A 26,871-nucleotide genomic window follows, 5' to 3' on the forward strand; every position below is an offset into this window, starting at 1 on the left:
AAATTTATTTTTCCAGCCGATATGCCTGTTTCCGGCGAATCGCTATTGCTGATTCAATGCAATCAGGTTGGCAAAAAGCCGTAAGGCACCGGGAACACCGGCTGGCAATTCTCTGAAAAATACCAGGCCGGTATAAGTAAACCAGCCTTTGCCGTATTTACCAACCAGCAGACTGCCTTCATCCGGATTTTCACCGGGATCTGCCATGGACAGCAAAGGATGCAGCTGTGAGTCCCAACCGCTGCCATGGTAAATACTTCGCTCCTGTATCCAGCCGTCAAAATCGGCCGCCCCAATCTTATTGGGGAAATTAAATACCTGGTGTGCCGGATCCAGGATCCGGACCGCTGCCGTCTCATCTGTTATGCGGTTGCGGCTGATCGTAAATGGATAAGGTCCGATCCTGCCCTGTAACCGGCCCAGGTTATTATTGGTATTGTATTGAACGATCAGGTTCCCGCCTGCCTGGACATAGGCCATCAGCTTGGAATAATAATCATTCAGCCAGGGATTGGTATTGTAAGCACGCACCCCGGTAATGATGGCATCAAAACTGTCCAGCACTGCTTTGGCCAGCGCCGGTTCATCGAGCTCGGTGACCTGATAACCCATCAGGGAAAGTATCTGGGGCAGTTTATCGCCTGCCCCTTTGATATAGGCGATCCTGCGGCCGGCGGTCTTTAATTCCATGTTCAGACCTTTGATATAATCGGGATAGAAATAGCGGATGGCAGGAATATGATCATAATGGATGGTCCGGAGGTTCAGCTGCCAGCGACTGGTATCTCCCTGACTGATTGCCGTCACCTCCGGGGTAATGGTAAAAGCTTCTGTAGGTTCATGATCATCGCGGGCGTTCAGCTTCCAGTTGCGATGTTCACCGGCTGCCGGCGGTCCGTCCGCAGTTGACGCTGATGTAGGGCTGAAATCAATACCTGTGAGACCGGGATGCAAAGCACCCGTCAGCCCCGTATTGGCCAGCAGGTTGACCTGTACCTGTCGGTTCAGCGTTCCCTGATCCTTGTTAAATAAGAGCAGATCCGGACTGGCACTCACCAGTGCCTGCGGTACGACGATCAGGGGCTGGTATTGCTCGCCTTTCACCGGATCGGTATGTCTGTATTGTACCGGTCTGTCAAAATCGAAATCCTGTCCGGCAATGCGCACCCGGAATCTGGTGGTAAAAGCCGGTTCAACGTCCGCACGACCGATCAGCTGCTGGTCACTGACATGATAACTGCCTTCATCCATCGGATCACGAAGCCAGTAAGGCTGGGTGAGCGGATGGTCCGCCGCAATGGTGAGCTGAATTTTATCGGAATAATTCTGATTCGGCGCCAGGTCTGTGGCCGGAGAGATCGACTTGCCATCCAGACTTACCGAGATCAGTTGCGCTGCGGCTCCCTGCCGGTTGTTCACCTGTAACTGTACGTCCAAAGCCTGGCTGCGCACGGCATAGGCCTGGTTAACCCAGGCATCCATATAGAGCCCGCTGCACTGGGCGATCAGCTCCTTAAGGTCAGCTTTCTTGCGGGTTACCCCAACCACAGGGTCCAGCGCATTCAATTGCTGGTAAACAGCTACCAGGGCCGGTACCGAAGCTGCCGGTTGCAGCGGATCAAATTGTTTTTCGATCTGTTGTAGGGACTGATCAATCCTGTTACCCTGACTGCCCAATCTGGACCAGCCAGCTTCCACACCGTCCATCAGATCCTTCACCGGGGCTGTTCCGCCGGTAGTTTTAAAATATTCCAGGCTGATTCCCCGGGAAGGAGTAGCGCCAAATCCCTGGGACTTATGCTGACTGCGGCTGGCAGCAGCGATCTCTCCATAACTGCGCCCCAGCAGGCTGTTGAATCCGCCGACATCAATTTGAAACTGGTCGCTGGCTGTGGTATTCCTTCCTCCGAAATTAAATGTATTCCAGAGGATGCGCCGGGCCTGCCAGGGTTTGACCCAGCGGAGTTGCTCCGGAAACATCTTCGGATCGGCAGCTGCCTTGAAAGCCTCATTGGCCAAGATGGCGCTGGCCGTATGATGGCCATGGCCGCCTTCACCGGTAACCGGAAAACGGGTAATAATCACATCCGGTTGAAAACGCCGGATGACCCATACCACATCTGATAAAATTTTTTCCTTACCCCAGATCCGGAACGCTTCTTCGGGACTTTTGGAATAACCAAAATCAAAGGCCCGTGAGAAAAACTGCTGACCGCCATCAATGCGGCGGGCGGCAAGCAATTCCTGGGTACGGATCAGTCCCAGCTCGATGCCCTGTTCATCCCCAATAAGATTCTGTCCTCCATCTCCCCTGGTAAGGGAAAGATAGCCGGTCCGGTACCGCTTATCATTCGCCAGATAGGCAATCAATCGGGTATTTTCATCATCGGGATGGGCCGCAATATACAAGACAGAACCCAGCACCCGAAGGCCGCGGATTTGTTGTAATAATTCAGCGGCGTGGAGTTGACGGGGTGCCTGTGCCTGCAGCGCGGTTGTATATATACTTGCCAGAAAAACAAAGATCCATCGGTTCATCCCACGAAAATAAGGACTTAAGATAATGCATCCCCTATCCGCTATCAATTAATAGCAATGCTTATTCCCTCCTATTGCGGATTTTTGCAATTAAATGCTGGTTTTATCCAGTTTTTATCGCAGTTTTTGGGTACAACCTGTATCTTTAACCTGCATAATATAATGACTGTAAATGATGCTACGCTATCTTTCTTTTAGCTTTCTACTGTTTTTGAACCTGACGGTATACGGACAGGCTTCACTGTTTAAAACCCAGAAACCTTTCGCATTTACCTCGATCAAGTCCGTCCGGGTTTCGGGGGGGGTCGTGGTTGCTGCGCATCCGCTGGCCAGCGAAGCGGGTCGCCTGATCCTGGAAAAGGGCGGTAATGCGGTGGATGCCGTAATTGCCACCCAATGGGCGCTGGCCGTTGTTTATCCAGGTGCAGGAAATCTGGGCGGCGGTGGCTTTATGGTAGCCCGGCTGCAAAATGGTAAAAAGCTGGCCCTGGATTATCGCGAAATGGCACCGGCAGCTGCCTTCAAGGATATGTACCTGGATAGTTCCGGCAATCCTGACGCCCGTAAAAGCCTGTATGGCCACCTGTCCTGCGGCGTACCGGGCACCGTTGCCGGATTATTTGCCGCACACCAGTATGGCAAACTGCCCATGAAAATCCTGATTGCACCAGCCATCGAACTGGCCGAAAAGGGCTATGCGATTACCGCAGCCGAAGCCCGCAACCTGAATAGTACCAGGGAAGAGTTCATAAAATGTAATACCATCCGTCCGGTTTTTGTTAAAAATGAAGACTGGAAAGCGGGAGATATCCTTATCCAAAAAGATCTGGCTGCCACCCTGAAGCGGATCAGCCAGCTGGGTGCCGCCGGATTTTATGAAGGCGAGACAGCGGAGAAAATCGTCGCAGAAATGTATCGCGGCAAAGGCCTGATCAGTTTCGATGACCTCAAAAACTACAAGGCCAAATGGCGGCCGGCCCAGCAGTTTGATTACCGGGGTTACCATATTGTCAGCATGCCGATGCCCAGCAGCGGCGGTGTCCTGCTTTGTCAGATGTTGAAAATGATTGAACCCTTTGATATTGGTAAGATGGGATTCCAAACCCCGGCCTCCGTACAACTAATGATTGAAGCCGAGCGCCGTGCTTATGCCGACCGGGCCCGGTATATGGGTGATCCCGATTTTTACAAAGTGCCGGTGGCGGCGCTCACCAGCGACAGTTATATTCAAAGCCGGATGAAAGATTACCGACCCGATCGCGCCGGCAGCAGCAAACAAGTCCGGGAAGGCGTTGTACCGGGTTATGAGAGCGAGGAAACCACTCATATCAGTGTAATCGACAATCAGGGCAATGCGGTGGCCGTCACCACGACCCTCAATAATAATTATGGCAGTAAAACGGTCGTGGCAGGCGCCGGTTTTCTGCTTAATGACGAAATGGATGATTTTAGTGCCAAACCCGGGACGCCGAACTTTTACGGCGCAGTAGGCGGAAAAGCCAATGCCATTGAACCCGGTAAAAGAATGCTGAGTTCAATGACCCCCACCCTGGTTTTAAAAGACAACCAGCCTTATCTGGTAGTGGGTACGCCGGGCGGAACAACCATTCCCACTTCGGTTTTCCAGAGTATTGTCAATATCATTGATTTTGGTCTAAGTCCTTCTGATGCCGTAAATCAACCAAAATTTCATCACCAGTGGCTACCTGACGAGGTCTCCCTGGAACGCGGTTTCTCAGCCACCACGGCTAAGGCATTGGAAAAAATGGGCTATGAACTCAGATCCAGAGGCGGTATAGGACGTACCGAACTGATCAAAGTTTTACCAGACGGAAGTTTTGAGGCGATTGCTGATTCCAGGGGTGACGACAGTGCCGCCGGATGGTAAATCCAAATGGTTTAATTTTAGTTAGCGCCCTGTCAACAGCGCAGCTTCAGAAGCGACAAATAGCCTGACGGGCGATATCGAATTCCTGCATCACGCGTTGAACAATCACAGCTGCAGGTGGCATATCGTCCAGCAAGGCACTTACCTGCCCGATTTCCAGTTCACCCGCTGCTATATCTCCCTCAAACATACCCCTTCGGGCCCTTCCTTTACCCAGCAAAGCCTGCAGGGCTTCCCTGTCGGCGCCTTCCAGTTCTGCCTGAAACACTGCCCTTGAAAAGTCATTTTCCAGGAGGCGTACCGGCGTCAATTGTTTCATGGCGAGCCGCGTCGATCCCTCGGCGGCCTGTATTACCTGTAATTTAAAATTCAGATGCGAGGAAGCTTCCTCACTGGCGACAAATCGGCTGCCCATCTGGACACCATCCGCCCCGAGACTTAAAGCCGCCAGCATCTGGGCGCCGGTCGCGATACCTCCGGCAGCGATGACCGGAATCTTTACTGCCGCCCGAACCAGCGGAACCAGCACCATCGTCGTCGTTTCTTCGCGGCCATTATGACCGCCGGCTTCAAAACCTTCCGCCACAATCCCATCACAACCTGCCACTTCCGCTTTCTGCGCAAACTTGCTGCTGCTGACGACATGGACCACTATAATCCCCGCCGCCTTTAGTTGGGGCGTCCAGGTAGCCGGGTTACCCGCACTGGTAAATACGATGGGAACTTTTTCTTCCAGGATAACGGCCACCTGTTGATCAACACCGTGGTAGAGCAGCGGCAGGTTCACCGCAAATGGCTGTTTTGTGGCAGCCTGGCATTTTTGGATATGGGTCCTCAAAACATCAGGAGACATTGAGCCTGCGCCGATGACACCCAGTCCACCGGCACTACTGACTGCAGCGGCCAGGCGCCAGCCACTGGCCCAAACCATGCCGGCCTGGATCAGCGGATACCGAATCTGAAATAATCTGGTAACCGGTGTTTGCATATTTCTAATTGATGGGACTTAGCCCAGTGCAATGTCCGTATTGTCGCCGATATTCAGGCTGCGGGTTTCGCCGTTCACCCGGGTATCACTGCCAATCAGTGATTCGTCAAGCACAATATCAGCAATCTGGCTATAAGCACCTACAATCGAATTTTTTACAACCGACTGCTTCATATGGGTATATTCTCCCAAAGTAACATTCGGGCCAATTATGCAGTTTTCAATGGTACACCCCTCTCCGATGCTCACCGGCGGAATAATCAGGGTATTACGGTATCGGGACGCATCGGCATTCAGCCTGAACTTCCTCAACAGGGTCGCATTGGAGCGAAGCAGGGTATCCTTATTACCGGCATCAAACCAGTTGTCCACCTTAAAGGAGTTGAACTGTACCCCTTTTTCAATCATACAGGCTATCGCATCCGTAATATTAAATTCACCATGTGTCAGCAGTCCCTGGGCAATATTATGTCCCAGACATTCAAAAAGGGTATTCGTCTCCACAATCTTGTAAACACCTACCATGGCCATATTGGACTTGGGTATATGCGGCTTTTCTATCACCGATTCAATACGGCCTTCAGCGTCCAGTTCTGCCACCCCAAAATCCCTAGGATTATCAACCTTACGCACACCGATCAGCGACCCGGGGGTTTGCAGGACATGTTTGACATCGTATTCACAAATCGTATCTCCCAGGGTAATTAAAACCTCATCTCCGTTGACCAGGTCCTGAGAAAGGCTTACGGCATGGCCAACACCCCTGCGGTCTTCCTGGCTGACAAAATAGGCATTGATATCGCTATGCTTCGTTTTCACATAGTGATAAATCTTGTCGCCCAGATAGCCGATGATAAAAATAAAATCTTCAACACCCGCCTCTCTTAGCTGATCGATAATAATACTTAAGACCGTTTTATGTGCAATGGGAATCAGGGCCTTAGGTTGTGTATAGCTGTGAGGCCTTAATTTAGTTCCGGTACCTGCAACGGGAATGATTGCTTTCATTAATCCATGCCAATTTTATGCAAATAATACCGCTGCGGCTGAATGCCGGGGTATCTAATTGGCTGTGAAGATAAGAAAATGTGGGCCGGCACCCGCATTAATACGGAAATTGTTGATTGAATCCATGCTGACGGACTGCCCTTCAGACAAGTTTTCAACATCAAAGAAAGGTCCACCATTAAATTTGTTGCAAGCCCCTAACTTTGCGCCATGCAAAAAGATACCATAGTAGCAGATTTGCTTAAAAAAGAGCTGGAACGCCAAAGAAATGGCATTGAATTGATTGCATCTGAAAATTTCACCTCCCTGGACGTTATCCAAACCATGGGATCGGTTGCGACCAATAAATATGCGGAAGGCTATCCCGGGAAAAGATATTATGGTGGCTGTGAAGTAGTTGACGAACTCGAAACACTGGCCATCGAGCGGCTGAAGAAAATATTTAATGCGTCCTGGGCGAATGTGCAACCCCATAGTGGTGCGCAGGCCAATGGAGCCGTATTTCTGGCTGTTCTGAAGCCGGGTGATAAGATCATGGGACTTAACCTGAGCATGGGCGGACACCTGACCCATGGCAGCCCTGCCAATTTCAGTGGCAAACATTATCAGGTAATCTCTTATGGCGTCGATCGTGAGACGGGACTGGTAGATTACGAAGATCTGGAAGCTAAGGCACTGGCGGAAAAACCTAAAATGATCATTTGTGGAGCTTCTGCTTACAGCCGGGACTGGGATTATGAGCGGATCCGGGCTGTAGCCGATAAAATAGGCGCCCTGGTAATGGCAGATATTGCCCACCCTGCCGGTCTGATTGCCAAACAATTATTAAAAGATCCCTTCGATCATTGTCATATCGTCACCAGTACGACCCATAAAACCCTGCGCGGGCCTAGAGGGGGTATTATTATGTTGCGTCATGATTTTGAAAACCCCTGGGGCATCAAGGATCCCAAAGGCAATATCCGCAAAATGAGTCAGCTGCTGGACCTGGCCGTATTCCCTGGTTTGCAGGGAGGACCTTTGGAGCATGTCATTGCAGCCAAGGCGGTATCTTTCGGTGAAATTCTCAGTGATGATTTCCTGTCCTACGGTAAACAGATCATTGCCAATGCCCAGGCGATGGCAACCGCCTTCGTCGATAAAGGTTATAACCTAATCAGTGGCGGTACAGATAATCATCTGATGCTGATTGATCTGCGCAATAAAAACCTCACCGGTAAAAAAGCGCAGGAAACACTGGACAAAGCACATATAACTTTAAATAAAAATGCGGTACCATTCGACGATAAGTCGCCATTTGTCACTTCCGGCATCCGCGTCGGTGTACCGGCCGTTACCACCCGTGGCTTAAAAGAAAAGGATGTGGTACAGGTGGTAGACTTTATAGATAAAGTCCTGATGAATGCTGACGAACAGCAGGTAGTCGACACCGTCCGCAATGAGGTAAAGACCTACATGCAGCAGTTTCCACTCTATCCTGAGCTGGGATAAGATTTACCAGATTATTATAGCAAAGCGCCTCAGTTTTTTTCGGGAAACTGAGGCGCTTTTTTAACATCGGATTACTCCAAGGTCCTATCGGTTATTTGCGATGAAACAGGTTTTGAGGAACTTTTCCCTTCAAATCGCCACCCATATCGAGTTGTAGGAACTGACTGACAATCGGTGCAATATCCAGCAAGTGCATCTGTCCCAGATCTGTGCCGGGAAGAATACCCGGCCCCACTGCCATTAATCCTGTCTGGATCTTGGGGCCCAGTGGGTAATGGCCATGGGTTCCTTTCGTCTTTCCGATGCGGAGAAATTTCCCATCTGCTGATCCGCCAAAAGCTACGCCATCCTGTGCGGACAATGCCAATACGGCGTTAGGATCTGCACCGACCTGTTGCATTTCTTTTTTGCTGATGATCCGGAAATATCGCTGCTGATCCAGCGGTAATTGACTGAACAGCTTTCTGACCTGCGCCGCGATCTTCGGATCCTGGTTCTTTACATACAGGAACGCGCCCCCGCCCACCGTGTTAAAACGGGCTTTCCAATTCTGAAGGTTCTTAGGGTCGAGTAAACCAGCTTTTGCCAGCAGTACATTGGGCATCAGCCTCCGGTCATAGTCAAAAAATCCATGGTCGCCCAGCACAATTAATAATGTATTGTCTGCAATACCTGCTTCCCGAATGGCAGCCCGTATAATCCCCACACAACTATCAACTCTGCTAAGAGCCGCTTCCACCTCAGGCGCCTCCCGTCCGTGGTCATGTTCAGCGTGATCGAGTTGAAACATATGTATGCTCATCAAATTCGGCTTATTATTCCTGATAACCCAGGCAGCAATCTTAGCCACAGACCTATCATCTCCTATGTTTATTTTTTCAGCACCATCCAACACCTCTCTTCTAAGGATATCCGTAACGCCGTCAGGCTTACTGTACTTCTCCAGGACCTCAGTGCCCATCCCTCCGATATCAGGTATATTAAAATCCACCGGTGCATCTGCAGATACAGGCCAGACCAGAGAAGCAGTGCTAAGTCCCTTCAGGCGGGCGGCTTCCCATAAGGTCAGACTTTTGTTTTCTTTGAAGTTCCAGTAAATACGATTCGCGGTTTGCGCTGGAGTAAAAACCGTATTATAATATATTCCATGGGTCTGCGGCGTGACGCCGGTCACCATCGTAGTATGGGAAGGAAATGTCATTGCGGGAAATACACTTGTCACGGCACGGGCATGCGCACCTTCATCTACCAGCTTTTTCAACTCCGGCGCATGCCAATCCTTCGACATGTAAAATTCCGGTCGCATGCCGTCCAACGTGATCATAATCACGTGTTTCTTCGACTGGGCTTGCAGTTGCAGGCTCCAAAACACAACCACCAGTATGCAAATTTTTTTCATTATGGCGCTGCTAGTAAGTTTTAAAATAAACGAAACTAAAAAGCTCAAAACTCAACACATCAATTATGTTGAACTTTATACAAATGCTCAATTGAAACCCTTCAGTTCCGGTTTTGGCACTATCAGTTAGTATTGGCTTTTTCTTTAGATTCTTTCTTCCTGTCTTTTATGATCAGGTAAATAGAGATGATAAATACGATAAAATAAAGAACATCTAAAACCGGGTCTTTAAGTGTGAGGTTTTTAAAGTCAATATGTTTAAACAACGTCCATCCTAAAATAATTGCAATAGTTGCAAAGAAAAAGTTTATCCCCTTTTTATTTTCCATAATTTATTGTCTAATTTTTAAGTCGATTAATATACCGAAGATAATTGTAGTCATCGTAAAATTCAACACTCCCAGGAAATAAGCAAAAAAAGATTGCACATATCTTGCCCTATTTGATTTGTCAAAAAAAAATACCAATTGCCCAAATTTCATAGACAAACCATCACATCTAGGAGAACCTGTTCATACCGAATTGAAATTTTTAGTGCCTGGATCCCTGCCAACCGAACAAGTCTTTGCGATTTCGACGGAGATTCTTTACCTTCGCGCTGTTCTAAAATTAGAACATGATGTCCACCAAAAGGTGGGCAGGTTCCCGGGGTGCCGATCCGACCTGAAGGTCAGAAAAGCTGAGATAATACCCGTAAACCTGATCAGGGTAATGCCTGCGCAGGGAAGGAAAACGAAAGATCCTTTCTCCATTCAGCATTTCCCTCTCATTATTTTTTTTAATTGGTTAAAAGAAAAACAAATGAAGAGGATTTTACTATCCGGCTGCTTTGCGGCCCTGAGTCTGGCTGTCTACGGCCAGCAAATTGATTCCACCCTGAAAGCCGATACAACCGGTCAGCCCCTATTCTCCAGCACCCTGGCTCCCATAGAAGTGCGGGCCCTGCGCCTGAATGAGAAAGCGCCTTTCAGCGTTACCAATATCAGTCAGCAGCAAATCAGCAGTCAGAATCTGGGCGCCAGTTTCCCCTACCTGCTTTCCCAATTACCCTCGGTGGTTACCAGTTCTGATGACGGCATTGGTGTAGGTTATGCTTCTCTGCGGATCCGGGGGTCGGATATGGCCCGGACCAATGTCACCTTTAATGGCATACCAGTCAACGATCCGGAATCTCAGGGCGCTTTCTTTGTCAACTTCGGTGATCTGGCTTCTTCAGCCGCATCAGTACAGATCCAGCGGGGTGTCGGGGCTTCCACAAATGGGGCAGGCGCCTTTGGCGCTTCCATGAACATTTATACCCTGCAACAGGATCAGCAGGGCTCCGCCCGCATCAGTAATTCCTATGGCTCCTTTAATACCTGGAAACACACACTGCAGGCAGGAACCGGTAAACTCGCCGGGGGCTTTCAGTTTGATCTGCGTCTGTCACGGATCAGTTCCGATGGATATATCCAGCGGTCGGGAACACTTCTAAAGTCTTTGCAGTTCCTGGCAGGCTGGACTTCTAAGGATGAGCAAACCAATATCAAATTCAACCTGCTTTCGGGTAATGAAAAAACCGGGCAGGCCTGGAATGGCATTGGCACCTATTATACCGACCAGGATGATCCGGCAAGTATCGACTATAAAAAGCAACTCGAAGCTGCGGCGCCTGCAGGGCGCCGGTCGAATACCCTTGGGCAGATTAATGATAGTACTTATTATGAAGACCAGACCGATAACTACCAACAGGATTATTACCAGTTCTTTGTTAACCATAAGTTCAATTCCGGATGGTCCGCAAACCTGAGTTTTTTTATGACCCGGGGGCGCGGTTATTATAATGAATACAAGGATGGAGAATCCCTGGCGGATTACGGGTTGGAACCGGTAGAAGTCGGTGGTACGACCATTGAATCCACCAATCTAACCCGTCAGCTCTGGCTGGATAACTATTATTATGGTACCGTATTCTCCGCAAACTACAGCAAAGGCAATACAGATTTTAATGCGGGTGGCGCCTATACCAGTTATGACGCCCGTCACTATGGTTTTGTAAAATGGGCGGAATGGGGCGTCCCCCTGGACTACCGCTGGTATCATCTTTCCGCTTATAAAAAGGATGCCAACCTCTACGCTAAGCTGCAACAGCAGATCACCAGGGGGCTATACGGTTATCTGGACCTGCAACTCAGAAATGTCCATTACGATATCAATGGGTTCCGGAAGAATCCCGCATTGGATTCCATCGACAATAATTATACTTTTTTCAATCCCAAGGGCGGTCTTAGCTACTTGATCACTCATGCCCATGAAGGGCTGAGTAAAATTTATGCTTCCCTGGCATTGGCCCACAAAGAACCTAACCGGGACGATTTTGAAGCCGCTGGTCAGCAGGCTCCGCGTCCTGAACAACTCACCGATGTCGAACTGGGTTACCAGTACAGCCGACCCGGCTTCGAAGCCGGCATCAACGGCTATTATATGTACTATAAGGACCAGCTGATTCTGACCGGGAAAATTAATGATGTGGGTGCCTATGTGCGGACCAATGTGGACCGCAGTTATCAGGCCGGCATCGAATTAACTACAGCCATCCAACCCTGGAAGAGGCTGCTAATCCATGCCAATGCAACCCTGAGCCGTAATAAAATTAAAGCAATCACGCAGTTTAGCGATGATTATGATAATGGCGGACAACTGGAGCAGTCGTTTAGTAATACGGACATTGCCTTCTCACCCAATACCATTGCGGGTGCCAGCCTTCGACTAGAGCCCTTTACCGACCCGGCGGGCAGCCGGCATTTCTATCTGGAAGTCCTTGAAAAATATGTAAGTCGCCAGTACCTGGACAATGCCCAGGACGAATTAAAAAGTATTAACCCTTATGCATTGACCGATGTCCGGGTGGCCTATCAGTTTACCAACCGCCGTTTCAAAGATATTAGTCTGATCCTGCTGGTCCGCAATCTGCTAAATCAGGCTTACGAGAATAACGGATATACCTATAGTTATCTGTATGGAGGTAGCCTGACTACGGAAAACTATTATTATCCGCAGGCAGGTACGAACTGGAATTTCGGAGTCAATATCAGTTTATAATATTTGGCAGAAAATAAGACTGCGGATACTTGCTCACCAATCATTGACAAGAATGACCAGGTATTTCTGCTTGAAATTTGAACTATTTTAAGTTATAACCTAAATAAGTCTTACAAATACCATTTTTTTACGGTTATAGCCCTAAAAACTTATACTATATCGGGAACACGGAAAGATTACTGCGGCAGGCGTTTTACCTTTTCTGTGAATTAAATACCAGTAAATTTAATCAAGTTCCTGCAATCGGGTAATCAACCTTTTTGCATGTTCTTTTGATCTACCCCTTACCTCTTCTTCCGCAAAACCGGCGGCCAGGGAAGTTCCGTGAAAATAAACCGGCTCTATATAATTCATTTGTGTATGGTAAGCGGTTTGCTCCAAATGTTTACAAAATTCATGTACTCTAAAATGTTGAAAGCCTAATGCGGTATAACTGCTTTCTGATGAACCAACGGTAAAACTTGGCACAAAATTTTTCCCTTTCAGCTTATCTCCATGTGAGCCGAATGCGAATTGGTGTTGAAAGACTTCGTCAAACCAATGCTTTAAAATTGCCGGCATACTGTACCAGTAGAACGGGTATTGCAACACAATTGTCTGGTGTCGCATCAATGCTGCCTGTTCCGCTTTCACGTCAATTTGGTAATCGGGATACAAGTTGGGAATATTCCTGATTTCTAATTCTAAGTTGCTTTTCTCCAATTCTTCGATAATCGTTCGATTAGCAAGAGATCTATCAAAATTCGGGTGTGCTAAAATAATCAATGACATACTATAATATTTATAGTTGCAAAACTAATTTTAGTAAATTACATTTGCAATAACTATCCAAATAGATAGGTTCAAAAAAATGTGAAATGAAAAATGAATGTATCGGCGACTTTGTCAAACTAAAAGGGAAATCTTATCCCTGTACGATAAGTCTGACAATGGATTTGGTAGGCGGAAAATGGAAAGCGGTTATTCTCTACCACTTAAAGGACGAACCCAAAAGATACAACGAACTACGTAAAGAAATGATGTCCGTTACTGAAATGACTTTGAGCTTGCAATTGAAACAACTGGAGAAAGATGGTCTCGTTTCAAGAAAAGTATATGGTAAAAAACCTCCTATTAAAGTTGTTTATGGCCTGACTGATTTTGGCAAAAGCTTTATTCCTGTTCTGGAAGCCATTACTGAGTGGGGCAATCAGGTTGTCAGTGAAAAAGGTGAGTTTCTGGAAAAAGTTTAGCGTTAATTACCCGCTCTTTCAGAAGCAGCGGAAAATCACCCCTATCTTGAATTAAATTGGTAATTGGATTTATCCAGTTAAGTTAAATCAGGACCAAGGATTTTGAATAACCCTTAGCCCTGACTTTGAATAAAACTGCCCCGAATACAAACCTTTTTGTCAAATTTTTAAAGCCATCGGTGGATTGTAAAATAAAAGATGTTATTCGTTATTCCCGAATGAATTCTTGTTTTGCGGAAGTTGCTAAATTTTTTCGCTTAAATAATCTCAAAATAACTGGGAACAATAGCATGGTAAATGTAGTAACAACTATATAACGTATTTCCCTATCCGGCCTTTCTATGTATATGGAAAAAGCAAACCTTTTCGTAAAAAAGGAAAATATCAAGCCTATGATACCACTTAAAGCCATAAAATAGAAAAAGCTCAACGGGCTTTTTTCCCAAACAATAATTCCAAAAATAATGACGCAAAAAAACCAAGAACGAAAAGCATAAGCTATCGTATAAGCTATGTAAAAAGTAAATCTTTGGCTAAATGAGCGATGCTGACATGATTTGTTATTTAGAAAGCATAGTAGATAGTCTGTCAACGTGGTGAGTATTGATGACACCAGCACCAAAATAAGCAATACCGCTAGAAATTTTAAGACTAAGCTCAAAAAGTATCTCATAGTAATCTGATTTAGTCGTTACATCCTAATTTTTCTTACAGCTCATCCAAAGAAACATTTCCCTGCAAATAATCTATTACGTCAGCAAAGCCTGTGAATATCTCTTAATTGGGTTAGTACTTCTGAAAACATACCCCGCGGTAGTAATGTTGAAGACTCCATATATCCTGAACTAATTTTATAAGAGTAAAGTTCAGGATTTTAACCGGAATCAGAAAAGCAGCCAGAAAATCGCTCCCCAAACAGATTTTTATGCAAATATCATAAGCCTTCCTCGTTGGATGTTTACCTATGGCCCGTCAGTTCGGACGAAAACCGAAGCTGTTGCCCAGAAAACGGGCTCCCAAATAGGGCTTAATAGTTGCAGTAGGGACTGTTGATTTATAATCGTGAGTTAAATCCGTTCGTTAATGGTTCGGTCCTTCGTCCTTGCTGTGAGGCTTCCCTCGGCTCCTTTACGGGCGACGGGCTCGTTTCGGGCTTACTATGACCTCGGCTGACTTCTGACAGTTCAGACCAGTGTCCCCACTGTTGTTGTCCCGGATCGGAATACCGCGCGTTCCTGCCGCAAACCGACTGTCAGGTCTCCCCGGGTAAGATGCATTTCTGTCACGCTTATACCTACCGTATTTACCAGTTGTCTTTCCGGGTAAGTATCGGACTTTGGAGATATTAGTCCCCTCATCCAGACAACGGGCCTCATACGATTCCTGTGCGTCAGGTCGGCGTTTTGCCTTCGGCTTCCTTCAGATCCCTGGTCACCCAGGGCACCCTTGCCGCTGAAGCTAATTGTTCCCCTTACCGGGCCAATACAGGTCTCACACCTCCTAGAAATGCAACATGCCGGGCGCACTAAAGAAAAAGGCCCCGGAAAACCGGGACCTTTACTTATTTCAGAAGAAAGAATCTTAAGCTACTTCTACTTCAGCACCAGCTTCTTTCAGTTTTGCTGCTACTTCATCAGCTTCAGCTTTAGCTACACCTTCTTTGATAGGCTTGGGAGCACCATCAACTAATTCTTTGGCTTCTTTCAGACCTAAACCAGTTAAATCTTTAACGATTTTAACTACGTTCAGCTTGTTAGGGCCACCAGATTTCAGGATAACGTCAAAAGCTGTTTTTTCTTCAGCGGCAGCAGCACCACCGGCAGCAGGGCCAGCAGCAACAGCTACTGCAGCAGCAGCAGGCTCGATGCCATACTCTTCTTTCAGAATTTGAGCTAACTCGTTTACTTCTTTGACAGTCAGTCCTACTAACTGTTCTGCAAATGCTTTTAAATCTGCCATTTTACATTTTTTTAATAACCGCCTTCATAGTGCCTCCCGAATAATTCAGGATACCGGACTCCGGCGGAGGGTTATAAATTTGCCTTCACTAAATTCCCGAAGGCTTGGGATACCGGCGCTGATTACCATTTTAGTGACCAACCTACCGGAATATTTTTGAACTTAAAAAGAACTACTTATCGGGCAGGCTTATTCAGCCGCTTTTGCTTCCAGTGCTTTTACCAGCGAAGCCAGTTTGTTACCTGCATTCAGTGCAGAAATAACATTCTTCGCAGGTGACTGCAGCAGACCGATGATCTCACCAATAAGATCCTGTTTGCTTTTCAGGGTAGTCAGCGCTTTCAGGTTCTCATCACCTTCGTATACGCTACCATCTATAAAAGCAGCTTTCAGAACCGGCCTTTCCAGTTTACTTTCTGTACGGAAAGCACTCAGGATGACAGCGGGTTCTTTGGGGTTCTCAGAGAACATCAAAGCGGTCACTTTGTGCAGTGAACCATACACATCATTATAGCGATCGGTATCAATTGATTCCAGTGCTTTTTTGATCAGTGTATTTTTGGCGACACGCATTTCGACATTTTTGTCGAAGCAGGCGCGACGCAGTTTTGTAATTTGTTCTACACTCAGCGATTCGGTATCGGTGATATAGAAGTTATTATATTGAGTGAACTTGTCCTTTAAGACTTCGATCACTTCGTTTTTTTGTTCTTTAGTCATTGTTAAGATATTTTTTTAAGACGCCTGGCGCTTCCTTTAAGATGATCCGTTGCGGCTTAATGAACAAATGATTTAGTATCCAGTGCGATGCCAGGGCTCATGGTGCTTGCCATGCTGATGCCCTTCAGGTAAGTACCCTTGGCAGTAGACGGTTTTGCTTTAACCAGTGCATTGATCAGTTCCAGACCGTTAGCGGCCAGTTTCTCAGGATCAAAGCTTACCCGTCCGATGGATGCGTGAACAATTCCTGCTTTATCTACCTTAAAGGCAATTTTACCACCTTTCACTTCAGTTACTGCCGCAGCCACATCATTGGTTACGGTACCTGTTTTGGGGTTGGGCATCAGGTTACGGGGACCGAGTACTTTACCCAGTTTACCAATTTTAGGCATCACAGCCGGAGTAGCAATAATAACATCAACATCCGTCCAGCCACCTTCAATTTTCTGGATAAATTCATCCAGACCTACATGGTCAGCGCCTGCACCTTGTGCATCTGCTTCTTTATCGGGAGTGCAGAGTACCAATACTCTTTTGGTTTTACCTGTACCGTGGGGCAGGGTAACTGTACCGCGGATGGCCTGATCTGCTTTCTTGGGATCAACACCCAGACGAACGTGCAGGTCAACCGAAGCATCAAATTTTGCTGTATTTATTTCTTTTACCAATGCGGAAGCCTCATTCAGCGTATACGCTTTATCGGCAGCAACTTTCGCATTTGCAACTTTTCTTTTTTTAGTAATAGCCATTGTAATTCTTTTAAAGATTTTGGAAAGTTTCTTACCGGGCTTTAGTTTTCCCAGGGAGCAGCTCCCTCAACTGTGATGCCCAGGCTGCGGGCAGTGCCGGCAACCATTTTCATCGCGCTTTCAACTGTAAAGCAATTCAGGTCAGGCATCTTATCTATTGCGATAGCTTCAACCTGCTCCCAGGATACTTTACCTACTTTGACACGATTGCTTTCCTTGGAACCTTTCTGAATTTTAGCCGCTTCCATCAGCTGGACAGCTGCCGGAGGTGTTTTAATTACAAATTCAAAACTCTTGTCTGCGTAAACGGTGATTAATACGGGGAGAACTTTCCCTTGTTTGTCCTGTGTGCGCGCATTGAACTGCTTACAGAATTCCATGATATTAATACCCTTGGAACCCAGCGCCGGACCGATCGGAGGTGCAGGATTGGCCTGTCCACCCTTACACTGCAGCTTTACATAGCCGGTGATTTCTTTTGCCATTTTTTAATGATTTATTGGTTCAAACGTTCTGCTGCCAACCGGGCAACTGAACTCCCAAATTCCTCTTCCCGGGAAAACCGGGATCAGTTTTGGCTCAGCAGATGCAGCTGATTACAACTAACATTCCGAGCCATCACTTTCGTTAAAAGAACTAATTGGGGCTGCAAAAGTAGCAAAAGCTTTTGATTTGGTGAAATTTCAGGGTTTTTTATTTTTGATCTCATTTAGTAAGGATTACTGCCGCCTGTTCCCCACCATGGGGCAAACCACAACTGCACAAATATACTCTTTATCAATATTTTACGGTTAACTCCTCCCCGATTAACGGAAATCCTGCAAAAGGGATCTGCATTTTGCAGGGGTATGATTATATTCACAATATGAAAATCTACCGGATCACAGTTGGTACCTGCCTGCTGGCAGGACTGCTAGCACTGCAGGCTGTGGGCCAGCCTGAGGCGCCTGCCTTTTTTGACTCTCTGGGGATCGTTTCGGGACATTCAGCTGCCCTGACCCGGATTCAACACACCTTCCATTTCACCGAGGGTCCGGTGGCTGACGGGCAGGGACGGGTATACTTTACCGACCAGCCCGACAATAAGATCTGGCGTTATGATCCCGCAACCACCATACTCTGGAATTTCAAATCAGCGGCAGGCCGCGCCAACGGCCTGGCCATTGACACCCTTGGTAATATTATTGCCTGCGCTGATGAAAACAATGAGATCTGGTCGATTGATTCCCGGGGACTGACGGTGAAAGTGCTATTAGGTAAAGTGGAGGGCAAAAGGCTCAATGGTCCTAACGACCTGTGGATTGACCGCCAGGGTGGCATTTATTTTACCGACCCGTTTTACCGAAGGGATTATTGGAAGCATCAGATGCCGGAGCAAAACCAGCAACGGGTCTATTATCTGCCACCGGGCGCCAGCAGCCCCATGGTGGTCTGTGACGACCTGACTACGCCTAACGGGATCATCGGCACAGCCGACGGCCGGTACCTGTTTGTGGCAGATCTGGGAGATCAGAAGACCTACCGTTATCGCATCCTGCCCGATGGCCGCCTGACTGATAAAACCCTTTTTGTGGCCCAGGGTTCTGATGGTCTTGCCCTGGATGAAAAAGGCCATCTTTACCTGAGCGGTAAGGGCGTCACCGTTCTGGACAGTATGGGCCATCGAATCGCCTTTATTCCGGTCCCTGAAAAATGGGTAGGGAATCTTTGCTTTGCCGGCAAAAAGCGGGACCTGCTTTTCATTACCGCGGGGCCTTCTGTATATACACTTAAAATGAATGTAAAAGGCAATTAATACTAATAATCAATATTTTATTAAATGAAATAATAGTAAATAATCGCAGCCGAAGTATCCGGTTGCGGCCTTAAAACCAAATCCATATGAAACCTGCTACACTCAAACCTGATTTCAGTGAGGCGGAGAAAATCGGCCTTACCCAACAGAAAACATTGCGTAAACTGGTGGGCATCCTGGGCATGGCCCTTCCCCTGCTGCTGTATTTTTTTACCCTGGCAGACACCGGCTATACCGCACCATTGGATTCACTGAGCCATTATTATTTTACCCGGGCCGCCAGTCTATTTTGTATGGTCGTCAGTCTGCTGGCCATTTTCCTGATTATTTACAAAGGGAAAGAGCCCATTGATTTCTACCTCTCCTGCGCCGCCGGATTTTCGGCACTCTGCCTGGTGCTGTTTCCGACCTATAATATAACTGATATTTGTTGTGACGCCGATTACCGCTATGCCGTCACCGTACTTAAAACCGGAACTTTCAGAGCGTTATTTCATTATATAGCTGCCGCCCTGTTTCTGCTCTGTCTGGCGGCATTGTCCTTTTTCGTATTTACCCGCTCGTCCAAGGCACCCGCCCACCGATCTGCGGCCAAGAAACGGCGCAACCGCACTTACCGGGTCTGCGCCCTGGTCATGGTGCTGGCACTGCTTATGATCTTCTGGGGTGGCTATCTGGGTGGCATACCAGAATCGGACTACAGCCGTCTGCATCTCACATTCTGGATGGAAACACTGGCCATTGAAGCTTTCGGACTCTCATGGCTGGTGAAGGGTGCGACTGCCTGATAAAAGATTTCCTCCTTCCCGATAGCCACGGTACATATGGGCAAATACCAGTAAATGAACCAGCCGGCAGCGGAATGGCGCTGGCAACAGCCTTAACTCGGCCAGTTTTTCCAGGATCTTTTCCGGTAGCAGGGTATACAGCAAGCCCGCCCGGGGACTCCTTAAAAAGCCCAGCTTAAAAATATCGTCCAGCTGGGGATGTTTGCGCTCGATATAACGCAGACCGCTGCCGGAAAAAACACGGCGTTGTTCCAGTCCCTCTGCCAGGCTTTTATTCATCTTACCCGTCACCGTCGCTCCGGGGTTATAAATAAACCCCGGATGGTATTGCTGGAAAATCCGGGCAGCAAGTTCCAGATCCTCCCCTCCATAACCGGTAAATTTTTCATCAAAACCTCCTGATCCAAGAAAAATATCAGTGGCCATTGCCGCATTGCCACTCTCAAAATACTGAAAAGGGAGCCCGGCCCTGGCCTCATAACGGTACATGCCTCTAGCCTGCAGGTAATCCCGCCAGATACCTCCCGGTGCATAAACCACTGCGCCCACCGACACCTGCCGGAGCTGCACTATTTCCAGATGGCGCTTTAAAAAATCCGGTCGGGGACAAAGGTCCGCATCCAGCAGCACCACATAATCTGCCTTCAGATACCCGAGGGCCAGATTACGGGTCGCTGCACGGCCCCGGTTTTCATTACCGGGATGCTGCAGTACCTGATAAGAAAAGGCATATACGGGATCGGACCGGAAATATTCCAGGGTTCCGTCTGTAGAACCATCCACACAGATCCAGACCTTAAAATCCCGAAGCTCCTGGGATGCGAGACCCTCCAGACAGGGCTTCAGTTCTTCCAGGTTATTATAAGTTGGTATGATAATATCAAACAACATCGTTGAAGTCTTTGATGAACAGAAGTCAGGCCAGTCCGTCAGTTATAAACTATCCCTTAAAACTGCCCGGCCTGCTCATCGGATCAGGACCATTTTACCATACCCCTTGTTAAAGTATCTGTCGGTATTATCCTCTTTGGCTTTGTACTTATCCAGACCTTTACCATTGAGGTTGGTCAGTACCCGGTAGAGATAGACGCCATTCGCCAATTTCTGACCATACATATCCGTGCCATCCCATTTGAATTCTGTGATATTGCGTCCGATCCGTATGGGACCCAGCTCGGCCTTGGTGATCTCGCGAACGATCTTTCCGGTAATGGTCAAAATCTGTATCCGGATATTCTGCGGCACTTCTGAACCGGTCAGGGTAAATACAAAGGCCGTTGAACTGGTAAAGGGATTGGGATAATTCAGCATATTGGAGATCATCGGCTTATTGATGACCTGAAAGGATACTTTATAAGAGATATCCCCCGCTGTGTTTCCGGCATTATCTTTACCGCTTACAATGAGTTCATACATACCGTCTTCCATCAAATGTGGTCGGAAGTGAATGGTGGCGGTATTCGCCGCATTACTGCCTTCGCCCGGTGGTGTAAATACCAGGGTATCGCTATTGAAATCATAGTCTCTCAGACTGCCGTCCGGATAGCGGAGCTGCAGTTGTACCAGATCTTTATTATTGAGTAACAGGTACTGTGCATCATCGGTTAAAGTAATCAGTATGTCGGGTTTACTGGAAACAATATCCCGGTTCAGAATACGCACGCCGTCAAAAGTCACATCCATATAAGGATTCAGTGTATCGCCCCTTACAAAGAAATTCTTATACAGAAAATTATTAAACGAGAACTGTTCGGGCTGTGCCTGGTCCGGATTGAATTCCAGATAAAGTTGATTCATTCCGGTAAATGCAGTGGAACTGACCGGCACCTGGAATCGTAAAGTATCACCACTAATCAAAGCTTTTTGCAGGGGTACCTCCATTCGGGTTTCAATATTGTTTTTGTTCCGGATGGTCAGTTTGACTTTCAGACTGTCAAAATCGAAATCGCTGATATTCTTAAAAGCCACACCTACCCCCAGGGGCTCACCGGCGTCCAGGGTATCCTTAAACTCAAAAAACAGATTAGGCGCTATGGCACCTTCCGGAACAGGTGTATATAGGAGGCTCCAGTTGCTAAGTTGAAAGGGTGTCAGGCGCAACGAATCTTCCAGTGCCAGCCCTAATTTTAAATAAGGGTAATCAGCCGCACTGATCTGAGAAATATCTACTTCCCGCCGGTCCGGTGTTATGCCTGTCAGCAAAACCTCTTCAGTTCCATTTTTCCGGATACCGGTCAACTGCAGGGAAGTTATATCGGTATCAATGGCATCCATACTACTGCCATTCCATAATAAAGTCTTCCATTCACCGGCCGGGCCCAGTATGGGCGATGTCATGGAACCGACATGATGTTTGGCCGTAATATATGCGGTAAGCGAAATCACGTCTCCGGGGTTGGAGGCAATCCGCCGGGCAATTGCTGTCGTATCCCCTTTCTGCATGATAAATGCAAAAGGCAGGTAGACACTGTCGGCTTCTCCGAAATGGATGCCCATACTGGCAAATTTGTCGTAGAGCGTCGTACCCGCAGGTCCATCTGTCTTCCAGATATTGGGAACCACCGTCGAGACCCGGGGGCTGTTGGTCAGGATATAATAATAGTCCTGAGGTATGGAATCCAGAAATTGCATCACCTTGTTTCTCCCTTCAGCAGTTGCAATATCAAACTGGAAGAACCAGGGAACGGCAGCGCTGTTGAGTGCTACCGGGCTGTAACTGCCGTACATCCCGGAGGATCCCTGAACCTGATTTTTTACGGCCGCCAGCTGGTTGTTCTCAATCAGATAAAACCTTAAGCAATTGGCCTGAGCAGCAATCGGCCGGATATAGCCCCGCTGGTCGACCCGGTCTTCTACCGTTAACTGGAAGTTGGAGGCCTGTTCATTTGAATTCAGGGTACCAATGGCGGTCGTTACGGAAAGGCTGGTTTGCCGCTCATCGAATTCGAACCGGCGCCGGCTGCTATCCAGTTTCATATCGACAAATTCATTCTGCAGCCATTGATAATAATGCGACATGCTCAGGCCACGCTGGCCGCCGCCGATATAAGTAAAGGAAGCACTGCTCCATTTCGTAGGTTCGCCGTCGGTGGGAACGGAACCCACCCGCCAGTAATAAACCGTGCTGTCGGTAAAACTCACGGTTGGATTGAATTCCACGACACCGCCGGCCGCTGTCTTTGTCTGCGTACGTTTCATCGAAGAATTGAAAACTGCCGTCGTATCCACTTCAATGATATACTCCCTTTGCGTTGCCAGCGGATTGGCGGTTGAGGCGCTAAAAACGACAGGCGACCCGGTAACAATGGCATAGGGATAGGGATATACCGGCCTTAATTCATCTTCATAAATAAAGACATCCTTGGTAACGCTGTTATTGGTTTCAAACAATTCGTCAATACTGTTCAGCGGATCCAGGGTAATGGTCAGTTTATTCAGGCCTTTGTCACGAAGGGGATCGATGTCGAGATGCCAGCTCAGTGAATCGCTGTACCGCAGTCCCTGAATGGTGTCTCTTTTAACCAGCTGCACGGTATTGTTCGGATAAGTTCGTTTCAATTCAACGATCAGCGGCAGGTTCGGGGCCTTACCCAGATTGTATAGGGTAGCATGTACGTCAAAACCCGTTTCGGCCACCGAGATAAAAGCAGGATCCACCCGAAGCTGCTGGTCTTCTATCGCATAATCAGGCTTGTCAAACTGATAGAGGCGCAGGGCCGGATCGCCGTTCAGGGTAAACTCTTCACATTGGGAGCGTTGTAGCTGGTGGGATTCGCCGTTGACCGACTCGAAGGTGTTGATGATGGTATGTTGCATCAATGTGCCCAGCGAAGCGCCGTAATCTTCCCGGGCCAGCAGTTTATAAAACTCCCGGTTATAACGATCCAGTACGGAAGGGTAACCCAGTGCCGTGCCCGCCAGCATGGCGATGCATCCACGTTCAGGTGCAAAAACATACTTTTCAGAAATCGTCGGGTACAGGTTCAGGCGGTTCTTGTCATAAATAAAGATGTCGCCCACATTGCAGCCCATCATATTAAATACCGGATACTTTCCATTATTGGTATAATTGGCGGGATCATCCAGATTGAATCCCAGAACATTACTCGCCGAGTGCCCGAAATAATTAAGGAAAGCAAGGCCACTGTTGATCAAAGCTGTCAGTTTCACGGCATTGGACTGCTGGGTCGCTGAATTATCACTCTTAACAAAATCGGTCACCTGCGCGCCATATAGTGTATCGGTAATAATAGGCTTTTGCTGGTTGAGCAGCATATACAGATAATCGATTGTAGGCTGATCATTGGCGCCGATCATATGGGCAATCTGTTTCTTCCAGTTGCTTTCATTGATCGACGCCGCGGGGGATGCCAGTGCTGCTTCGTATTCCTTTACTTTTTCCAGGTAGATGGTCAGCTCGTTGCCGTTGATCACCGGCACACGGCCAATCGGCGTCAGGGGTACCGAACTGCTGCCTTCCGCAGCCAGCAGCACGTCGGAGGCCGGATCTCCGAATGTGGGCACCAGGTTCAGTCGGGCCATTTCCGGAGCCGATTCATAGGTACGGGCAGAAGTATATTTCACTCCCTTGGCGGCAATAAACACATAGGCCGGCGGCACAGAAAAATGCTGACGGGCCCAGCGAATAAAATTACGTACTGCCAGCGGATCCTGCTTGATGCCGAAGGCAAACTGATCAATCAGCTGATCAATCATATATATCCGGGCCTGAAAGCCCCCGCCTGCAGCAGAACTGCGATAGGCCCGGTAAGCTTCCACAGGCTGGCTGCCATTCGCACCGGTCAGGATGGCCGAATGGGTGATGATCAGGTAGTTGCCCTGATTGGCCGAAGTCAGGTAATTGGTAAAATTTCGGGCTTCGAGCGCCGCAATCGTTCCTGTAGAAGCCGGACTCGTCAACACCAGTTCCCGGGTACCGGATGCAGGCAAATAGAATTTCAGGATCGCCGGATCCGTGATCTCGGCCAGGTAGCGTCTTCCATTGGCCAAATCGTACAAGACGGGCGTACCCGTATAATTAAATCCTGTAATTTCCAGATACTTTCCTGTGCTGCTGCCATCCAGCCGGAAATGAAAGCTGCTGGCACCGCCGAAATTAAAACTGCGGGGATAAGTCAGTTCCAGTAGCCCCACCCGCAGCCGGCTGTTGCCCTGATCACTGGTATTGGTGACCGCCAGCTGATTGGTACCGCTGGTAAGCAGACTTAGTGCCACCGGTTTTACAAACCGGGCATAATTGTACTGGTTCAATGCACTGTCCACCAACAGGCTGTTATTAACCTGAAGCTGCAGGGTCCTTGAAGTAGGTGCATTGCCAACGGCATGAAGTCTTATGGTCGCGCCGGGTGCACCACTGCCCTGATAGGGAAACAGATTCGTCAGACTAAATATCCTTGTCTTGCCGGCTGCGATATCCGAGCTTGTCCAGCCTTCTGCGTGTTCATAGGAAGATGTATACAGGGCTTCCGAGCCGGAACCATAGGGCTGACCGGGGTGGATGACTTCATTAACCGGTACCGTTGCTGTATACATAAAATAGGTCTCCCGGCCCACCCCTGTCGGAATGGTATTGGGCGTGGTCTCCAACCTTCTGTTCGCAGTTGTCGTATTAATGGTCAGGAAATAACTGGCACTGTCGGTAAACAGACTCCGGGTATCATTGATCTGATCAGCGGCATTGCGATACAGTGGCAGATCTGCCTGGCCATCATTGGCCTGGCCCCAGAATTCAATATAGCCATCGCTACCCAATATCCCGCTGGTGGCAGACGTATACATTGGTTGTTCCACGCCGTTGCGCCATAACTGTAACTGGCTGACATCTGCAGTACCCAGACCGGCAGCTGCCAGCACAGACTGGGGGATCCGGTACAAGCCGGTGCTTCCTATCTTGAACTTATAATAGGTATTACCATAATTAATCCATTCATTATTGAAGGACTGACCACCGGCCGCAAGCGAGCTCCAGGCGAATACTATGAATAAAAGCCGTTTCATTCGGGTTGAACTATTTCAAAAGGCAGTAACTTTCTTTTGCGGTCAATATCAATTTTAAGTGAGAAAACATGGGTAAACAGCGGGTTGGACTGGTTGGCCAGATTGGCAAAAGCATAATCCACTGTCAGGGATTTTATTTTGAAGCCCACCCCTACGCTGGGCTGGTAGATCCATACTTTTTTCTGATTCAGGGTATCCCCGTCCGCCAGGCCCTGCTGGAAATTATTGATCCCGCCCCTGACAAAGAAAATATCCCGGTAGCCGTATTCGAGGCCGATCTTTGGATCTATACTAACCGGGTCTCCACTGATGACTGTATTGCGCCGGCCGTCAAAGGTCAGGTCCAGATCGGTTTCTGCCAGGATCGAGGAACGCTCACCGATCCGGAACCAACGGGCAGCCCCCAGGGTCAGCCGTGGCGAAGTCAGCTCAGTGGATTTTACCGGTATATCGTTATTGGTCAGGTAAAGGACTTCTTTTTCTTTTTCCGTAAAGGAGAATGCCCAGCTGTTAAAAGTAGTGGTAATATCCCTGGCCATTACACCAAAGCGCCATTGCTCCGTCAGCACCTGAAGACCTGCATCCAGCCCGAATCCCCAGGCTTTGGCAAATTTACCAACGCTGCGGTGAATGATTTTTGCATTCAGCCCAAAATGAACCTGCTGTTTTGCTGTTTTTTTCAGTTGCTGGCTGTAGGAAAGCAGAAAGGCATAATCGGCGCTGGAAAAAGGCTGGATATTATTATAATTCAGGGAACCGTCAGGCTCTACCAGAAACAGGGTGTTCATGATATCATCCACGGCAAAACGCAGCGCCGTAAATCCCAGGACCCGTTTTTCATTGGTTGTTGGCAGTACGCCGCTGATAAAATCGTATTTACCAATTCCTGCGAAATATTCGGCATGCATAAGGTTTATCTGGGGACGGTCCATCTGGGACAAACCGGCAGGGTTCCAGTAACCGGAAGTACCGTCACTGACTGAAGCGGCCTGGGCGCTACCCATAGAAAGGCCTCTTGCCCCGGCGCCAATATTGAGAAATTCATTGGAATATTTACGAAACTGGGCTGCTGACGGATAAGCTGCCAGCAGGACAAGAATCAGAAGTACAGAAATAGTTTTATTTTTTCCGGATATCACGAAACAGTTTTATTTTCTCATTTCATTTTCAGGACCAATTTCGATGACCTGTTTTGGGTTAGCCACCTGACAAATCCG

Annotated in this window: 19 protein-coding genes and 1 riboswitch; of the genes, 6 read left to right on the plus strand and 13 right to left on the minus strand. The window is 48.0% G+C overall.

The genetic code is table 11. From position 1 onward, the window contains the following. Window positions 1-42: 42 nt before the first annotated feature. The gene (locus ACYVI9_RS14560; protein ID WP_460765696.1) at window positions 43-2,538 is read right to left on the minus strand and encodes a PIG-L family deacetylase; all 2,496 of its coding nucleotides are present in this window, start codon (window positions 2,536-2,538) and stop codon (window positions 43-45) included. Window positions 2,539-2,710: 172 nt separating this feature from the next. On the opposite strand from ACYVI9_RS14560, the gene ggt reads away from it, so the two are divergent. Next, window positions 2,711-4,426, plus strand: a complete 1,716-nt coding sequence (ggt, locus tag ACYVI9_RS14565; protein WP_460765699.1) for a gamma-glutamyltransferase — start codon at window positions 2,711-2,713, stop codon at window positions 4,424-4,426. A 46-nt stretch (window positions 4,427-4,472) separates the two neighbouring features. Here ggt and ACYVI9_RS14570 read toward each other — a convergent pair whose 3' ends face one another. Next, window positions 4,473-5,414 carry an NAD(P)H-dependent flavin oxidoreductase gene (locus tag ACYVI9_RS14570; protein WP_460765702.1) on the minus strand — a complete coding sequence of 314 codons (942 nt, stop codon included), beginning with the start codon at window positions 5,412-5,414 and terminating at the stop codon, window positions 4,473-4,475. A gap of 18 nt (window positions 5,415-5,432) precedes the next feature. Next, window positions 5,433-6,422, minus strand: coding sequence for a sugar phosphate nucleotidyltransferase (locus ACYVI9_RS14575; protein WP_460765704.1), 990 nt, complete (start codon window positions 6,420-6,422; stop codon window positions 5,433-5,435). A 210-nt stretch (window positions 6,423-6,632) separates the two neighbouring features. Between ACYVI9_RS14575 and ACYVI9_RS14580 the strand changes: the two genes are divergently transcribed. Next, window positions 6,633-7,913 carry a serine hydroxymethyltransferase gene (locus ACYVI9_RS14580; RefSeq protein WP_460765706.1) on the plus strand — a complete coding sequence of 427 codons (1,281 nt, stop codon included), beginning with the start codon at window positions 6,633-6,635 and terminating at the stop codon, window positions 7,911-7,913. A 91-nt stretch (window positions 7,914-8,004) separates the two neighbouring features. Here ACYVI9_RS14580 and ACYVI9_RS14585 read toward each other — a convergent pair whose 3' ends face one another. Both ACYVI9_RS14585 and ACYVI9_RS14590 read right to left on the minus strand, forming a co-directional pair. Next, window positions 8,005-9,312 carry an alkaline phosphatase family protein gene (locus ACYVI9_RS14585; RefSeq protein WP_460765709.1) on the minus strand — a complete coding sequence of 436 codons (1,308 nt, stop codon included), beginning with the start codon at window positions 9,310-9,312 and terminating at the stop codon, window positions 8,005-8,007. 122 nt (window positions 9,313-9,434) lie between these two features. After that, window positions 9,435-9,641, minus strand: a complete 207-nt coding sequence (locus ACYVI9_RS14590; protein ID WP_460765712.1) for a hypothetical protein — start codon at window positions 9,639-9,641, stop codon at window positions 9,435-9,437. Between the two features lie 307 nt (window positions 9,642-9,948). Further along, window positions 9,949-10,056: riboswitch (TPP riboswitch) on the plus strand. A 57-nt stretch (window positions 10,057-10,113) separates the two neighbouring features. Here ACYVI9_RS14590 and ACYVI9_RS14595 point away from each other — a divergent pair. After that, the gene (locus ACYVI9_RS14595; RefSeq protein ID WP_460765715.1) at window positions 10,114-12,393 is read left to right on the plus strand and encodes a TonB-dependent receptor; all 2,280 of its coding nucleotides are present in this window, start codon (window positions 10,114-10,116) and stop codon (window positions 12,391-12,393) included. Window positions 12,394-12,618: 225 nt separating this feature from the next. Here the strand turns inward: ACYVI9_RS14595 and ACYVI9_RS14600 are convergent, their stop codons facing one another. Next, complete coding sequence (locus ACYVI9_RS14600) at window positions 12,619-13,164, minus strand: NAD(P)H-dependent oxidoreductase (RefSeq protein ID WP_460765718.1); 546 nt, start codon at window positions 13,162-13,164, stop codon at window positions 12,619-12,621. 86 nt (window positions 13,165-13,250) lie between these two features. On the opposite strand from ACYVI9_RS14600, the gene ACYVI9_RS14605 reads away from it, so the two are divergent. After that, the gene (locus ACYVI9_RS14605; RefSeq protein WP_460765721.1) at window positions 13,251-13,625 is read left to right on the plus strand and encodes a winged helix-turn-helix transcriptional regulator; all 375 of its coding nucleotides are present in this window, start codon (window positions 13,251-13,253) and stop codon (window positions 13,623-13,625) included. Window positions 13,626-15,206: 1,581 nt separating this feature from the next. Here the strand turns inward: ACYVI9_RS14605 and rplL are convergent. The 4 genes from rplL to rplK form a co-directional block, all read right to left on the minus strand. Further along, window positions 15,207-15,584: a 50S ribosomal protein L7/L12 gene (rplL, locus tag ACYVI9_RS14610; protein ID WP_460765723.1), complete on the minus strand. Its 378-nt coding sequence runs from the start codon at window positions 15,582-15,584 to the stop codon at window positions 15,207-15,209. A gap of 189 nt (window positions 15,585-15,773) precedes the next feature. Further along, complete coding sequence (rplJ, locus tag ACYVI9_RS14615) at window positions 15,774-16,304, minus strand: 50S ribosomal protein L10 (protein WP_460765726.1); 531 nt, start codon at window positions 16,302-16,304, stop codon at window positions 15,774-15,776. A gap of 56 nt (window positions 16,305-16,360) precedes the next feature. After that, entirely contained in the window at window positions 16,361-17,053 is a 693-nt protein-coding gene (rplA, locus tag ACYVI9_RS14620; protein ID WP_460765729.1) for a 50S ribosomal protein L1, read from the minus strand. Window positions 17,054-17,094: 41 nt separating this feature from the next. After that, the gene (gene rplK, locus ACYVI9_RS14625; protein ID WP_460765732.1) at window positions 17,095-17,538 is read right to left on the minus strand and encodes a 50S ribosomal protein L11; all 444 of its coding nucleotides are present in this window, start codon (window positions 17,536-17,538) and stop codon (window positions 17,095-17,097) included. A gap of 380 nt (window positions 17,539-17,918) precedes the next feature. Here rplK and ACYVI9_RS14630 point away from each other — a divergent pair, with 380 nt between their 5' ends. Both ACYVI9_RS14630 and ACYVI9_RS14635 read left to right on the plus strand, forming a co-directional pair. Continuing rightward, window positions 17,919-18,848, plus strand: a complete 930-nt coding sequence (locus ACYVI9_RS14630; protein WP_460765734.1) for an SMP-30/gluconolactonase/LRE family protein — start codon at window positions 17,919-17,921, stop codon at window positions 18,846-18,848. A gap of 86 nt (window positions 18,849-18,934) precedes the next feature. Next, window positions 18,935-19,636 carry a hypothetical protein gene (locus ACYVI9_RS14635; protein ID WP_460765737.1) on the plus strand — a complete coding sequence of 234 codons (702 nt, stop codon included), beginning with the start codon at window positions 18,935-18,937 and terminating at the stop codon, window positions 19,634-19,636. Here the strand turns inward: ACYVI9_RS14635 and ACYVI9_RS14640 are convergent. The 3 genes from ACYVI9_RS14640 to ACYVI9_RS14650 form a co-directional block, all read right to left on the minus strand. Beyond that, window positions 19,607-20,527, minus strand: coding sequence for a glycosyltransferase family 2 protein (locus tag ACYVI9_RS14640; RefSeq protein WP_460765740.1), 921 nt, complete (start codon window positions 20,525-20,527; stop codon window positions 19,607-19,609). The two genes, ACYVI9_RS14635 and ACYVI9_RS14640, sit on opposite strands and share 30 nt — an antisense overlap. 75 nt (window positions 20,528-20,602) lie before the next feature. After that, a complete protein-coding gene (gene porU2 / locus ACYVI9_RS14645) occupies window positions 20,603-25,654 on the minus strand; it encodes a putative type IX secretion system sortase PorU2 (protein WP_460765743.1) in 5,052 nt (1,683 codons plus the stop codon). Further along, entirely contained in the window at window positions 25,651-26,793 is a 1,143-nt protein-coding gene (locus ACYVI9_RS14650; protein ID WP_460765746.1) for a putative type IX sorting system protein PorV2, read from the minus strand. The genes porU2 and ACYVI9_RS14650 overlap by 4 nt, the downstream gene beginning before the upstream one ends. Window positions 26,794-26,871: the final 78 nt, after the last annotated feature.

Source organism: Niabella terrae (assembly GCF_054783135.1).

What these genes read in the sequence shown, in the direction of transcription:
- ACYVI9_RS14585 (WP_460765709.1), bottom strand. Translation starts at nt 9,312, where the DNA reads ATGAAAAAAATTTGCATACTGGTGGTTGTGTTTTGGAGCCTGCAACTG.
- rplK (WP_460765732.1), bottom strand. Translation starts at nt 17,538, where the DNA reads ATGGCAAAAGAAATCACCGGCTATGTAAAGCTGCAGTGTAAGGGTGGA.
- rplL (WP_460765723.1), bottom strand. Translation starts at nt 15,584, where the DNA reads ATGGCAGATTTAAAAGCATTTGCAGAACAGTTAGTAGGACTGACTGTC.
- ACYVI9_RS14575 (WP_460765704.1), bottom strand. Translation starts at nt 6,422, where the DNA reads ATGAAAGCAATCATTCCCGTTGCAGGTACCGGAACTAAATTAAGGCCT.
- rplJ (WP_460765726.1), bottom strand. Translation starts at nt 16,304, where the DNA reads ATGACTAAAGAACAAAAAAACGAAGTGATCGAAGTCTTAAAGGACAAG.
- ACYVI9_RS14560 (WP_460765696.1), bottom strand. Translation starts at nt 2,538, where the DNA reads ATGAACCGATGGATCTTTGTTTTTCTGGCAAGTATATATACAACCGCG.
- ACYVI9_RS14640 (WP_460765740.1), bottom strand. Translation starts at nt 20,527, where the DNA reads ATGTTGTTTGATATTATCATACCAACTTATAATAACCTGGAAGAACTG.
- rplA (WP_460765729.1), bottom strand. Translation starts at nt 17,053, where the DNA reads ATGGCTATTACTAAAAAAAGAAAAGTTGCAAATGCGAAAGTTGCTGCC.
- ggt (WP_460765699.1), top strand. Translation starts at nt 2,711, where the DNA reads ATGATGCTACGCTATCTTTCTTTTAGCTTTCTACTGTTTTTGAACCTG.
- ACYVI9_RS14630 (WP_460765734.1), top strand. Translation starts at nt 17,919, where the DNA reads ATGAAAATCTACCGGATCACAGTTGGTACCTGCCTGCTGGCAGGACTG.
- ACYVI9_RS14590 (WP_460765712.1), bottom strand. Translation starts at nt 9,641, where the DNA reads ATGGAAAATAAAAAGGGGATAAACTTTTTCTTTGCAACTATTGCAATT.
- porU2 (WP_460765743.1), bottom strand. Translation starts at nt 25,654, where the DNA reads ATGAAACGGCTTTTATTCATAGTATTCGCCTGGAGCTCGCTTGCGGCC.
- ACYVI9_RS14580 (WP_460765706.1), top strand. Translation starts at nt 6,633, where the DNA reads ATGCAAAAAGATACCATAGTAGCAGATTTGCTTAAAAAAGAGCTGGAA.
- ACYVI9_RS14600 (WP_460765718.1), bottom strand. Translation starts at nt 13,164, where the DNA reads ATGTCATTGATTATTTTAGCACACCCGAATTTTGATAGATCTCTTGCT.
- ACYVI9_RS14570 (WP_460765702.1), bottom strand. Translation starts at nt 5,414, where the DNA reads ATGCAAACACCGGTTACCAGATTATTTCAGATTCGGTATCCGCTGATC.
- ACYVI9_RS14605 (WP_460765721.1), top strand. Translation starts at nt 13,251, where the DNA reads ATGAAAAATGAATGTATCGGCGACTTTGTCAAACTAAAAGGGAAATCT.
- ACYVI9_RS14595 (WP_460765715.1), top strand. Translation starts at nt 10,114, where the DNA reads ATGAAGAGGATTTTACTATCCGGCTGCTTTGCGGCCCTGAGTCTGGCT.
- ACYVI9_RS14635 (WP_460765737.1), top strand. Translation starts at nt 18,935, where the DNA reads ATGAAACCTGCTACACTCAAACCTGATTTCAGTGAGGCGGAGAAAATC.